Raw genomic sequence first — 12,635 nt, forward strand, 5'->3', positions numbered from 1 at the left:
CCCCCGCCGAGATGCCGTCGCGCAGAGCCCAGAAGGCCTCGGCCTGGGTGTCGCTGGCAGCGATCACGGCATCGGCAACAAGGCCCTCCTCCAGCGCGGCGGCACGCGCGGTCTCCAGCCCTTCGCGAAGGCTGGCGGAATCCTGCGCGCTCGAGACGCACTCGATCAGCGCGTTCCAGGCATGACGCTCGCCCAGCGGCGCGCGGGCAGCGGGCTCGTGGGCGAGCACGCTGTCCAGGCAATGGGCGGGCACCACCTCGAAACCCTCGAGCGCATCGCCCAGCGCGCGTTCCATCTGCCGCAGCAGGGTGCGCGCCTCGACGATCCCGCCAAGCCCCACCCAGGCGGTGGCGCGGCCGGTCGCGGCAGGCAGCAGCCGCAGGGTTGCCGCGGTGACGATGCCGAGCGTGCCTTCCGAACCGATCAGCAATTGCTTCAGGTCGAAGCCGCGGTTGTCCTTCTTGAGCGGGGTCATCAGATCGAGCACCTCGCCCGAGGCCAGCACCGCCTCCAGCCCCAGCACCTGCGCGCGCATCGTCCCGTGGCGCAGCACTTGCGTGCCGCCCGCATTGGTCGCAATCAGCCCGCCGATGGTGGCAGAGCCTTTCCCGCCCAGGGTCAGGGGGAAGCGCAGGCCCGCAGCCTCCGCCGTCTCGTGCAGGGTCTGGAGGATCACGCCCGCCTCGCACACCGCTTGGCCCGCTTCGGCCGAGAGGCTGCGAAGCTTGTTCATGCGCCGCAGGGACAGAATGATCGCGGTGCCCGTCGCGTCAGGGGTTGCGCCGCCTGCCATCCCGCTATTGCCGCCCTGCGGCACGATCGGCACGCCGTGAGCCGCGCACAGCTTTACCAGCGCGGCGACCTCCTGCGTCGAAGCGGGCGCGGCGAGCGCCAGCGCGCGGCCGGTGTAGCGCCCGCGCCAGTCGGTCAGCCAGCTGTCGATCCGTTCGGGGTCGGTGGTGAGGCCCCGCTCGCCCAGCAGCGCACGCGCCTCGGCGAGGAAGGCCTCCGTGCCAGGGGCAGGGCGGAGCGGGGGAGCAGGATGATTCATTGTTGCCTCCATGCCACAGTGGCCCAAGAAATTGCCAATCCTTTCGCGGGGCCCTCGCGCGCCAGTTAAGCCATGGTTCAAATGCAGGTGCTAGGGCATGTCATCCGGCCAAGCGCGCGGCGCGCCCGGCCAGCCTTACGATCCGCCCCTGCAAGGAGAGAGCCTTCCTCGCCCATGCACGACCTCTTTGCCTTCGCAGCGCCGCTGGCGCTGATGCTGCCGCTGGTGGCCGAAGCGGTGGACGTGGCCGAGCCGCCTGCGCCGGCCGCCGATCCATCCGCGCCGCAATCGGACGCGCCACTCGCCACAGATGATGAGATGCCGCGCGAAATCAACCCGTTGCTGGCGCTGCGCCAATCTTCCTCGGTGAGCCAGGTGCGGATCGAACAGCGCGTCGTGATCCGCATCGCGCCCGCGCCTCTTGCCGCCCGCCAGAACCTCACCGCCGATCTGCCGCAACGCGCCTCGCCGCCACGCTACGAGGAGCGCGGCAAGGAGAAATGCCTCGGCCTCGGGACGATCGCGGGCGTGCAGACCGGCAGCGGCAACCGGCTGGTGCTCTATCTGCGTGATCGCAAGATGGTCTCGGTGGGCCTCGAAAAGGCGTGTCGTGCCCGCGACTTCTATTCCGGCTTCTATGTCGAGAAGAACAAGGACGGGCAGCTGTGCGTCAGCCGCGACAAGCTGCAATCGCGCACCGGCGCGCGCTGCGAGATCGAGACGATGCGCCAGCTGGTGGCCGTGCGAAGCTGACCCGCGCGCGGGCTCAGGGCGCGATTCCTTGACTTTTGCCCGCGTTTGCGGGAAAGGCGCGGCGTTCTGACGCCGCCGGGGGGTTTCGCGTCAGGGCCAGCAATCCCGGCAGCACCCCTGCCCGCTATTCTCGGACACCACACAGCGCATGACCTTCGCCGATCTCGGCCTTTCGCCCGAATTGCTCAAAGCCGTGGAGGACGCGGGCTACACCACGCCGACCGCGATCCAGGCGCAGGCGATCCCGACCGTGCTGATGATGCGCGACCTGATCGGCATTGCCCAGACCGGCACCGGCAAGACCGCGAGCTTCGTGCTGCCGATGATCGACGTGATGGCCGCCGGCCGCCGCCGCGCGCTGATGCCGCGCTCGCTGATCCTCGAGCCGACCCGCGAGCTGGCTGCGCAGGTGGCCGAGAACTTCGAGAAATACGGCAAGAACCACGATCTCAAGATGGCGCTGCTGATCGGCGGCGTGCAGATGGGCGACCAGCTTAAAGCTCTGTCCGACGGTGTTGACGTGCTGATCGCCACCCCGGGACGCCTCATGGACCTGTTCGAGCGCGGCAAGATCATGCTCAACGGCTGCGAGCTGCTGGTGATCGACGAGGCCGACCGGATGCTCGACATGGGCTTCATCCCCGATATCGAGTTCATCTGCTCCAAGCTTCCCGAAACGCGCCAGACGATGCTGTTTTCGGCGACCATGCCCCCGCCGATCGAGAAGCTGTCGAAGAAGTTCCTCAACAATCCCAAGCGGATCGAAGTCAATCGCGCGGCGTCGACCAATGCCGACATCACCGCCTTCAAGGTGCCGGTGAAGTCGCGGTCGAAGAAGGACACGCTGCGCTGGTTTCTCGAGAACGACCTTGTCGAAACCGCAATCATCTTCGCCAACCGCAAGACCACTGTGCGCGAGCTCAATCAGAGCCTCCACCGCTATGGCTTCCGCTCGAGCGAGATCCATGGCGACATGGACCAGTCGAGCCGCATCAAGGAGCTTGACCGCTTCAAGGCGGGCGAGGTGAACATCCTCGTGGCCTCGGACGTTGCGGCGCGCGGGCTCGACATCAAGGGCGTCTCCCACGTCTTCAATTTTGACACCCCCTGGCACCCGGACGACTACGTCCACCGCATCGGCCGCACCGGCCGTGCCGGCGCCAAGGGGCGGGCCTTCACCTTTGTCTCCGAAGAGGACGCCGAGGCGATCGCCAATGTCGAGAAGCTGACCGGCAGTGCGATCAAGGTGTTCGGCAAGGAGGACGTGCGCGTCGACCTTTCCGAAGTGCTCGCCAAGGCCGAAGCCGCCAAGCCCGCCGAGGCCGATGAACCCGAGGCCCGTGAGGAACGCAAGCCGCGCCGCGCGCGTGAGGATCGCCCCGAACGCGAAGAGCGGCCCCGCAAGGAGCGGGCCCCGCGCGACGAAGCCCGCGAGGAGCGTCCGCGCCGCGAGCGGCCCGAGCGCACCGAACGTGTCGCCGCCGAGCGCAAGCCGCGCCGCTATCACGAGGATGACGAGCCCGTGCCCCCCGGCGAATGGAATGGCCCGCGCCCGAGCTTCCTCGACATCGGCTTCGGCTGACGCGGCAAGCGATGCAGGAGTTCGATTACGCTCTCACGCTGTTCGGACTGCTGCTCGGCCTGGCGCTCACCGAGGCCCTGAGCGGCCTTGCCCGAGCACTCAAATCGCGTCGCCAGGTGCGGATCGGGTGGTCGACCGCGCTGCTCGGCATCCTCGTCGCCTGCGATGTCGTGACCTTCTGGGTGTTCGGCTGGCAGATGCGCGCGCATATCACCGCAAGCTGGCCGATGATGTTCGCAGGCTTCCTCGTCACCGGCATCTATTACGTTGCCGCCTCGCTGATTTTCCCCGGCAGCCCCGACGAGGATCACGAGGCGCATTTCGCCGCCAATTACCGGTTGGTGCTGGTCGGCGTGCTGGTCTGCAATCTGGCGCTGTTCGGCTGGGTGGTGAGCATCGTCGGCACAGACAACCTGTTCAGCGCCCGCCAGATCGTCATCACCTGGTCGCTGATCCCGGTGACTCTCGCCGCCATCTTCGCGCGCGAGCGGGCGCTGGTGCTGGGCTGCATCGGGTGGCTGATCATGCTTTATCCGCTGTCGCTGGTGTGGTCCTGAGCCTCACGCGAAGCGGGGCGGGCTTAACCATTTCTTGGGCGATCCCGGCGTAATCCCGCGCCCGTGATCGACAGCATTCTTGAAGCCCTGCGCACCGAAATCGCGAATGTCGCGCCGCTGGCGGTGCTGTTCGGCGTGGTCGCCTATGTCACCAAGCGCGACGCGCTGGTCGCGGCGATCCGGCGCGCGCGGCCGGAGATCGTCACCAACCTCGTGTTGCTGCTGGTCAACGCGCTAGTGGTGGTACCGCTGATCGCGGTGCCGATCCTCACCGGCCATTCGCTGCTGCCGCGCGCGGATGCGCTGGTGAGCTTCTGGGAGGGAATGCCCGCGGCGGTCTCGATCATCGCGGCGATCGCTCTGATGGAATTCGCCGCCTATTGGCGCCACCGCCTCGAGCATGTGCCGATGCTGTGGCCGGTCCACGCCACGCACCACGCCGACGAGGCGATGAACTGGCTGAGCGTGCGCCGCAAGCATCCGTTCGGCGAGGCACTGGCGCTGCTGATCGACAACCTTCTCGTGATCCTGCTCGGCCTGCCGTTCTGGGCGATCGGCGTCGGCTTGCTGCTGCGCAGCTGGTGGGGCTATTTCATTCACGCCGACGTGCCCTGGACGCTCGGCATTTTCGGCAAGGTGTTCATCTCGCCCGCCGCGCACCGCCTGCACCACATCCGCGACGAGGAGCTGATGGGGAGCAATTACGGCAATATGCTGACGCTGTGGGACAAGGTTTTCGGAACCTTTGTCGACCCGGCGCCCTACGTGAACTGCGAGACGGGAATCGCCGAGGGCACCCGCGACGCGGTGGGTGAGCTCGCCCGGCCGTTCGAGGCGCGCTACTGGAGGAAGCCCGATCCGCAGCCTGCGGAGCAAGCCGCGGGCTGAGTCAGCCCACCACCGTCACGAACGAATCCAGCACCCGTTTCTCACCCACGCCTTCGAACAGGATGGTGAGCTTGTTGCCCTCCTGATCGATCACGCAGCCCGTGCCGAACTTGGCATGGGTGACCATCGCGCCGATCGCGATGTCGGAGCGGGCCGGAGCGGCGAAGCTGGCGGCCGAGCGCGTGCTTTCGGCGATGCGGGCGGGGCGCGTGTCGTAGCCGCTGGCGATGGCGCGCTGCCAGCCGGGGCCGCGCTGCTGCGCACGCTCGGGCCGGTTCTGCGCGACATGGGCGAAGGGGTCTTCCTGCTCGCTCCAGTTCGCCCGCCACAGCGATGCCCCGCCGGTGAGCGTGGTCTCGCTGTCGATATGCTCAGGGGGCAATTCGCCGATGAAGCGTGAGGGGATCGAACTTGTCCACTGGCCATAGATCCGGCGGTTGGCGGCATGGAGAATGGTGCAATGCCGCCGCGCGCGGGTGATCGCCACATAGGCGAGGCGGCGTTCCTCTTCGAGCGACGCCAGCCCCCCTTCGTCGATCGCGCGCTGCGAGGGGAAGACGCCTTCCTCCCAGCCGACGCAGAACACATTGTCGAATTCGAGGCCCTTGGCGGCGTGGATCGTCATGATCGTCACGGTCTCGCCCTCGTTCGCGCGGTCATTGTCCATGACGAGGCTGACATGCTCGAGGAAATCGCCGAGGGTGACGTATTCCTCCATCGCCCGAGCGAGTTCGGAGAGGTTTTCCGCGCGGCCCGCGCTTTCGGGGGAGCGATCCGCGGCGAGCATCGCGTTGTAGCCGCTATCCTCCATCACCAGCCGGAGCAGATCGGCGGGCGAGAGCGTCTCTGCCTGCTCGCGCCAGTGCAGGAACTGGCGCATCAAGCCGCCGATGGTGATCGCGGCGCGCCTGGGCAATTCGTCGCTGTCGGCGAGTTGCAGAGCGGCGGCCGCCAGAGGCAGGCCGGTGCGTCGCGCGTGGCTGTGCATCGCCTCCAGAGCCTTCGCGCCGAGCCCGCGCTTGGGCTGGTTGTGGATGCGCTCGAACGCCAGATCGTCCTGCGGCTGCGCGATGAGGCGCAGATAGGCCAGCGCATCGCGGATTTCGGCGCGCTCGTAGAAGCGGAAACCCCCGATGATCCGGTAGGCGATGCCGATCTGGATGAAGCGGTCTTCGAACTCGCGGGTCTGGTACTGGGCGCGCACGAGTATGGCGACCTGGTCGAGGCCCGCGCCCTCGCGCTCGAGCCGCTCGATTGCTTCACCCACCCGGCGCGCTTCCTCGGGCGCGTCCCACACGCCGATCACCTTGACCTTCTCGCCGCCATTGACCTCGGTCCACAGGGTCTTGTCATGGCGCTGCGAGTTTTCGCGGATGAGGCCCGATGCTGCGCCGAGGATATGCGGGGTGGAGCGGTAGTTCTGTTCCAGCCGGATCACTTCGGTGCCCGGGAAATCCTTCTCGAACCTGAGGATGTTGGCGACCTCGGCTCCGCGCCAGGAATAGATCGACTGGTCGTCGTCCCCGACCACGCAGATGTTCTTGTGCCCCTGCGCCAGCAGCCGCAGCCACAGGTACTGGACCGCGTTGGTGTCCTGATATTCGTCCACCATGATGTAGCGGAAGCGGCGCTGGTAATCGGCGAGGATGTCGTGGTGTGACTTCAGGATGGTCACCATGTGCAGCATCAGATCGCCGAAATCGCAGGCGTTCAATTGCCGCAGTCGCTCCTGATAGCGGGCGTAGAGCGCGGTGCCCTTGCCGTTGGCATAGGCCTCGTTCTCGGTCGCATCGAGATCGGCGGGGCCGAGGCCGCGGTTCTTCCAGCGGTCGATCAGCCCCGCAAGCTGGCGCGCGGGCCAGCGCTTCTCGTCAAGCTCGGCCTCGGTGATGAGCTGCTTCAGGAGGCGCAGCTGATCGTCGGTGTCGATGATGGTGTAATTGTGTTGCAGCCCGACCAGCTCGGCATGGCGGCGCAGCATCTTGGCGCAGATGGAGTGGAAGGTGCCGAGCCACGGCAGCCCTTCGGCCTGCGGCCCGAGGTGATGCGCCACGCGCTCGCGCATCTCGCGCGCGGCCTTGTTGGTGAAGGTGACGCACAGGATCTGCGAGGGGTAGGCGCGGCCCGTCGCCACCAGATGCGCAAGGCGCGCAGTGAGCGCGGCGGTCTTGCCCGTGCCGGCGCCCGCGAGCATGAGCACCGGGCCCTCGGTCGCGAGCACGGCGGCGCGCTGCGGCGGGTTCAACCGCGCGGCATAGGCGGGCACCGACTCGGGGTTGGTGGCGGGGGAGGGCAGGATCTGGCTCATCGTCTCATGCGAACAGGTAGGGAACAATTCACCGGGGGGCAAGCTGCGAGACGCAGCCGCACACAGGCTTGCGGCGGGCCGAATATCAGACTGCCGTCTTTCAGCCACATTCGCCGCCCGGGCGGGGCGAGGGCGGGACGTCCGGGCAGCGGCGTGATTGCCCCGGTGCGAACGAGGCCCATATTCGAATTGTCCGGTTCGTGAGGGGTCATGCGGTCGGGACAGCAGTTCGCGTTCGTCGTGCTTGGGTCAATCAATGATGGAGTTACCCATGCACAAGCCTTTCAAAACCCTCGCTCTGGCCGGTTCGGCCATGACGCTTGCCATGACCGGCACCTTTGCCGCCGCGCAGGAACAGATGCCGGATACGGCGCCGGGCCAGACCACGACGGACCAGACCACGACGGACCAGACCATGCCGGGCCAGACCACCGACACCATGCCCGGCACCACGCCGCCCTCGATGCCGGAGACCACGCCGCCCTCAATGCCCGACACCGGCCCAATGACCGAAACGCCGCAGGACCAGCAGGCTACTGCAACGCCTGCAGTGCCGAGCGCCGAACAGGACGCGATGATGCAGTCCTGGCCGGCCGACCGTCAGGCCGGCTACAAGGCTTGGCCGACCGACACTCAGAACTACTTCTGGTCGCTCAACCAGCAGCGTCGGGAAATCTTCTGGGCGCTGTCGGACAGTGACAAGGTGACGCTCAGCCAGATGCCCGACGCGCAGCGCGAATCGACCTGGGCGCAGATCGAATCCCGCCTGACGCCTCCGCGCGGCTAAGCCAAGGGATCGGGACCAACCTCCGGCCCAGCATCAGGGGAAGCATCCAACCGCAAGAGGTGGAGCTTCCCCTTGCCGACCCGGCGTTCGGTTTCGGCGACAAGGCCCTTGATCGCGATATCCTCGTTGAAGGCGGTCTCGAGCGCGATCCATGTCTCGGGGCCGATCCAGCCGAGGCGCAGCAAGCGGTCCAAGGCCACCTCGCCCGCGCCCGACTTGTAGGGCGGATCGGCAAGGATCAGGTCGAGCGGCCTGGCCGCGGCGCGCAGGGCCATCACCGACCCCGCCTCGACCCGCGCCCGCGCGCCCGCACCAAGCGCGGCGACATTGGCGCGGATCACGTCGACAGCCGCGCGGTCCTGCTCGACGAACAGGCAGCTTTCGGCCCCGCGCGACAGGGCCTCCAGACCCAGCGCGCCGGAGCCTGCGAAGAGATCGGCGACTTGCAGCCCCGCAAAATCGCCCAAGCGGCTGGTCAGCATCGCGAACAGCGTCTCGCGTGCACGGTCCGCCGTGGGCCGTGTGCCCTCACCCTTGGGCGCGGCAAGCTTCCTCCCGCGCCATTCGCCCGCGATGATCCTCATTTGCGCGGCCCGCGCGGGGGGGTGTTGCCGCGCGTGGGGGCCGGTCGCTTGCGCCCATCCATGCCGGAACGTGGTGCTCCCGCGCCAGCGAGGCCTTTGCGCGGCGCGTTGGTGAGCGTTTGGCGACCGTCTCGCCGGTTAGGCGATGCAGCCGGGCCCCTGCGCGGATCGCTCTTACCGGTATCCGCGTCCTTGCGCTGTGCGCCTATGCCCGCGGCGGCGTCTTTGCGCGGAGCAGGGCGTTCGGTCGGGCCCTTGCGTGCCGGTGGGCGCGGTGGGCGCGGCGCCTTGGCCGGGGCCATGATCTCGACCTTCTCGGCCTTTTTCACTCCGCCGCGCGGGATCGGCTCGCCGGTCATCTCAGAGAGGAAATGCGCCACCGGCTTGCCGGTCAGCTCCACTGCCTGCCCCCGTGGCAGATCGCCGATGTTGAAGGGGCCATAGCCGGTGCGGATCAGGCGGTTCACCTGCAACCCGAGATATTCGAGCACGCGCCGGACTTCGCGGTTCTTGCCTTCGGTGATGGTCATCTCGATCCACAGGTTGCGCCCGCTGGAACGCTCAAGATTGGCGTTGATCGAGCCATAGCGCACGCCCTCGATCTCGACCCCGTCCATCAGGTCCTCGAGCTGGCTCTGCGTCACCACCCCGAAGGCGCGGGCGCGGTAGGTGCGCGGGACCTTGGTGGCGGGCAGCTCCATCGTGCGCTTCAATCCGCCGTCATTGGTGAGCAGCAGCAGACCTTCGGTATTGAGGTCGAGCCGCCCCACCGGCATCAGCCGGGGCGTATCCTTGGGCAGGGCATTGCGCAGCGCGGTATAGATCGTCGGCCGGCCCGCCGGATCGCTTTCAGCAGTGATCAGCCCGGTCGGCTTGTTGAAGGCGAACAGGCGGGTGGCCTCTGCTGCGGCGACCGGATTGCCGTCAACCGTCACGCCCTTGAGGCTGGCGAGGATCGTCGCCGGGGTATCGAGCACCTTGCCATCGAGCGCCACGCGCCCCTCGGCAATCATCCGCTCGATCTCGCGGCGGCTGGCGACCCCTGCGCGGGCGAGGAGCTTGGCAATGCGGTCGCCTTCAGGGCGCGTTTCGGAGCGGGGGGGCAGGGTTGGCATGGGGCGCGCCTAGAGCATTTCGATCCGGAATGCGACCACCCTGCGCGCCGCTCAGTTCGCCTCCCGCCCCGCTGCCTTGAGCGCTTCGCTGACGATCGCATCGAAGCGCGCAATCCCGCCTTCGAGCGTGCCGAGGGTGATATGCTCCACCGCCCCTGACGAAAGCCCCTGCTGGCCGAGCTCCGCCGCGCGGAAATCTTCCGAGGCGAAGACCCCGCCGTCGAGCAGGTTCCAGCTCTTCTCCCAATGCGCCAGCGCCTTTTCTGTCGCGGGTGCCTCGGGGATCAGCATGAAGTCCTCGACCAGCGTCAGGTCATGGGCCTGGGGCATCAGCACCATCACGTTGACGTAATCGGGGCTGGGCACGACCACGGTCGCGGGGAGCAACTGGTAGGCGAAGGTCACCACCCGGCGCAGGCTCGCCATGTCGGTGAGGTCGACCCCCTCCATCTCCTCGAGCCTTCCGACGGCGCTGCGCTGGTGCGGGCCGATCTGATCGCCCGCGGTGATCCCGTCCTTGAAGAAGGGGCCAATGGTCGCGGCGTGCAGGCGGGTCACATGGTAGCTTTCGAGGAAGGCATCCATGATCAGCTTCCAGTTGCCCGCAACGCGATGAAGCTTGCGGCGGAAAAGGTGCGCGCCCTTGAGTCCGAAGGCGTCGAAGTCTTTGCCCAGTTCATGTGCTGCGCTGAAATCGGCACCTTGGGAAGGCGCGAACCAGATCAGGCCGCCTGACTCAAGACTGGGCAGTTCGACAAGGCCGAAATCCGCCTTGTCGAGCCCCGGGAAGGTCTCGGGCCGGGGCAGGGCCATCAGGCCGCCGTCGAGCCGGTAGGTCCAGGCGTGATAGGGGCACACCAGCCGCTTGGCGCAGACTGCCTCGCTGCCCTCGACCAGCCGCGTGCCGCGGTGGCGGCAGACGTTGAGGAAGACATGGGCGGTCCCCGCGTTGTCGCGGGTGATCAGCAGCGGGCGGCCGGTCGCGTCATGCGGCACGGCCATGCCGGGTTCGGGCAGCAGCGCGGAAGGGGCGATGACCTGCGGCAGCCGGTCGAACAGCACCGCCTTCTCGCGCACGAAGTGATCGGGGCAGGTGTAGTTCGTCGCCGGCACCGTCTGGATGCCGCCCGCCACCTTGGCGCGGCCTTCACGGATCGCCTCTGCGAGCGCCAGTTGGCCCGCGGTGGGGCGCAATGTGGGCATATCTGTTGTTGCGGCGTTCATCGCTCTTTTCTCATCCTCTCATCCCTGCCTAGTGTGGCAGACATCGGGATCAATCAAAAGGACTCCTCGCATGACCGAGACCGGGGCCACGCCGCAGCGCGATTGGGCCAGCGCGCTGAAGCCCTATCTGGAGAAGGAATCGCTCGCGGCGTTCTTTCTCGGCGTGTCCTCGGGCTTTCCCTATGCGCTGATCGGCGCGACGCTGACTTCGCGGCTGGCGCAGGACGGGATCGACAAGAAGACCGTGACGGCCTTCACGCTGGTATTCCTCGCCTACAACCTCAAGTTCCTGTGGGCGTGGGTGATCGACGGAGTGCGGCTGCCCGTGATCGGCAGGCTCGGGCAACGGGTGTCGTGGATGCTGCTGACCGGCGCGCTGGTGATCGCGGCCGTGGCAAATCTTGCGTGGGTCGATCCGGCAGCCAATATCGGCTGGGTCGCGACCTCGGCGATCCTTGTCGGCATTGCCGGGGCGACCTTCGACATCGTGATCGATGCCTACCGGATCGAGACCCTGAAGCCCGAACAGCTCGGCGTCGGATCGGGGATGACGCAATATGGCTGGCGCATCGGCTCGGCGGCGGCGGGCGCGCTGGCGCTGGTGCTGGCCGCGCGGATCGGTTGGGAGCTTGCCTATACCGCTTGCGCTGCCTTCGCGCTCCCGGCGATGCTGACTGCGCTGGTGCTGGGTGAGCCTGCCCGCCGCCGCATTCCCGAGCGCGCCAAGGGATTGGGCGAGGCATTACGCGCGGTCTATGGCCCTTTCACCGAATTCTTCATGAGGAAGGGCGCGCTGCTCGTCCTGCTGTTCATCCTGCTCCACAAGATCGGCGACACGCTGGCGAACCTCACCGTGCGCCTGCTGCTCGACGACAAGGGCTACACCAATGACGAGATCGCGCTTTACGACGTGGGCGTGGGCTTCTGGGCCTTCCTGATCGGGATCTTCATCGGCGGGATCCTCTACACGCGGATCGGGATGAAGCGCTCGGTGCTGCTGAGCCTGGTGCTGATGGGCGTGTCGAACCTCAGCTTCGCGCTGCTCGCCGCGGTCGACAAGACCAACGCGGGGCTGGCTGCGACCTTCCTGTTCGAAAACATCGCGAGCGGTATCGGCGGGGTGACGGTGGTGGCCTATTTCGCCGCGCTCACCGACCTGCGCTTCACCGCCTCGCAATATGCGCTGATTTCGGCGGCGGCGAGCATTGTCGGGCGGATTCTGACCGGCACGACAGCGGGCGCGCTGGTGGAGAGCTTCGGCTATGTGAACTTCTACCTGTTCACCACCGCTGCGGCGCTGCCGGGGATCGTGTTGTTCTGGCTGATGATGCGCGCGGGGCTGATCGATGCGTCGATCGGGACGGCGGGGACGGTGCGGGGCGAGGGGGAGGGCGAAAGCGCCTAGTCCGGAAGCTCGTCGTTGAGCCTGAGGACCTCCCCCGCGAGGTAGAGCGAGCCCGCGATCAGGATGGGGTAACCGTCGGAGGGGATGTGCAGAAGCGCGTCCTCGACATCGGTTGCAGCGCGGGCGCTCGGGCCGAAGGCGCTGGCAGGATGGCACTCGTGACCGGGCACCGGGACGACGTTGAGACTGCGGATGCGCTCGCCCAGCGGTTCGATGATGGCGCGCGGGTCCTTGCCCTCGATCATGCCAATGACGAGGTGCAGTTCGCCCGTGAATTGCGCCGCGATCGCTGCACCCGCGCTGGCGTTGTGGCCTCCGTCGAGCCAGACGGTTTGGTCATTCACGAGAGCGGTCAGCGGCCCGTCGCCGAGGCACTGCATC

11 protein-coding genes and 1 pseudogene are annotated in these 12,635 nt (G+C 67.3%); 6 read left to right on the plus strand and 6 right to left on the minus strand.

The window, feature by feature from the left end:
* A partial coding sequence (locus tag NBV68_RS12395; protein ID WP_296310281.1) for an FAD-binding oxidoreductase occupies positions 1 to 1,051 on the minus strand: 1,051 nt, incomplete at its 3' end.
* A 174-nt stretch (positions 1,052 to 1,225) separates the two neighbouring features.
* Between NBV68_RS12395 and NBV68_RS12400 the strand changes: the two genes are divergently transcribed.
* The 4 genes from NBV68_RS12400 to NBV68_RS12415 all read left to right on the plus strand — a co-directional run bounded on the left by NBV68_RS12400 (position 1,226) and on the right by NBV68_RS12415 (position 4,831).
* Positions 1,226 to 1,804 carry a hypothetical protein gene (locus tag NBV68_RS12400; protein WP_296310282.1) on the plus strand — a complete coding sequence of 193 codons (579 nt, stop codon included), beginning with the start codon at positions 1,226 to 1,228 and terminating at the stop codon, positions 1,802 to 1,804.
* A 148-nt stretch (positions 1,805 to 1,952) separates the two neighbouring features.
* Entirely contained in the window at positions 1,953 to 3,386 is a 1,434-nt protein-coding gene (locus NBV68_RS12405) for a DEAD/DEAH box helicase (RefSeq protein ID WP_296310284.1), read from the plus strand.
* An 11-nt stretch (positions 3,387 to 3,397) separates the two neighbouring features.
* The gene (locus NBV68_RS12410; RefSeq protein ID WP_296310286.1) at positions 3,398 to 3,943 is read left to right on the plus strand and encodes a hypothetical protein; all 546 of its coding nucleotides are present in this window, start codon (positions 3,398 to 3,400) and stop codon (positions 3,941 to 3,943) included.
* 63 nt (positions 3,944 to 4,006) lie between these two features.
* The gene (locus NBV68_RS12415; protein ID WP_296310287.1) at positions 4,007 to 4,831 is read left to right on the plus strand and encodes a sterol desaturase family protein; all 825 of its coding nucleotides are present in this window, start codon (positions 4,007 to 4,009) and stop codon (positions 4,829 to 4,831) included.
* 1 nt (position 4,832) lies between these two features.
* Here NBV68_RS12415 and NBV68_RS12420 read toward each other — a convergent pair whose 3' ends face one another.
* Positions 4,833 to 7,139, minus strand: a complete 2,307-nt coding sequence (locus NBV68_RS12420) for a UvrD-helicase domain-containing protein (protein WP_296310289.1) — start codon at positions 7,137 to 7,139, stop codon at positions 4,833 to 4,835.
* Positions 7,140 to 7,410: 271 nt separating this feature from the next.
* On the opposite strand from NBV68_RS12420, the gene NBV68_RS12425 reads away from it, so the two are divergent.
* Entirely contained in the window at positions 7,411 to 7,926 is a 516-nt protein-coding gene (locus NBV68_RS12425) for a hypothetical protein (protein WP_296310291.1), read from the plus strand.
* On the opposite strand, the gene rsmD is transcribed toward NBV68_RS12425, so the two are convergent.
* Genes rsmD through NBV68_RS12440 form a run of 3 tightly spaced genes read right to left on the minus strand, consistent with a single transcriptional unit; the run spans position 7,923 to position 10,849 of the window.
* Positions 7,923 to 8,510, minus strand: a complete 588-nt coding sequence (gene rsmD / locus NBV68_RS12430) for a 16S rRNA (guanine(966)-N(2))-methyltransferase RsmD (protein ID WP_296310292.1) — start codon at positions 8,508 to 8,510, stop codon at positions 7,923 to 7,925. The two genes, NBV68_RS12425 and rsmD, sit on opposite strands and share 4 nt — an antisense overlap.
* Positions 8,507 to 9,625: a pseudouridine synthase gene (locus NBV68_RS12435; RefSeq protein WP_296310293.1), complete on the minus strand. Its 1,119-nt coding sequence runs from the start codon at positions 9,623 to 9,625 to the stop codon at positions 8,507 to 8,509. The genes rsmD and NBV68_RS12435 overlap by 4 nt, the downstream gene beginning before the upstream one ends.
* Positions 9,626 to 9,676: 51 nt before the next feature.
* Entirely contained in the window at positions 9,677 to 10,849 is a 1,173-nt protein-coding gene (locus NBV68_RS12440; protein WP_296310294.1) for an aromatic ring-hydroxylating dioxygenase subunit alpha, read from the minus strand.
* A gap of 70 nt (positions 10,850 to 10,919) precedes the next feature.
* On the opposite strand from NBV68_RS12440, the gene NBV68_RS12445 reads away from it, so the two are divergent.
* Positions 10,920 to 12,254, plus strand: coding sequence for an MFS transporter (locus NBV68_RS12445; RefSeq protein ID WP_296310295.1), 1,335 nt, complete (start codon positions 10,920 to 10,922; stop codon positions 12,252 to 12,254).
* Here the strand turns inward: NBV68_RS12445 and NBV68_RS12450 are convergent.
* Positions 12,251 to 12,635, minus strand: a pseudogene (locus tag NBV68_RS12450) (bifunctional folylpolyglutamate synthase/dihydrofolate synthase); the annotation flags it as partial. The gene NBV68_RS12445 and the pseudogene NBV68_RS12450 overlap by 4 nt on opposite strands.

Origin of the sequence: Erythrobacter sp. (assembly GCF_023653175.1) — a bacterium.
Lineage (GTDB): Bacteria > Pseudomonadota > Alphaproteobacteria > Sphingomonadales > Sphingomonadaceae > Erythrobacter.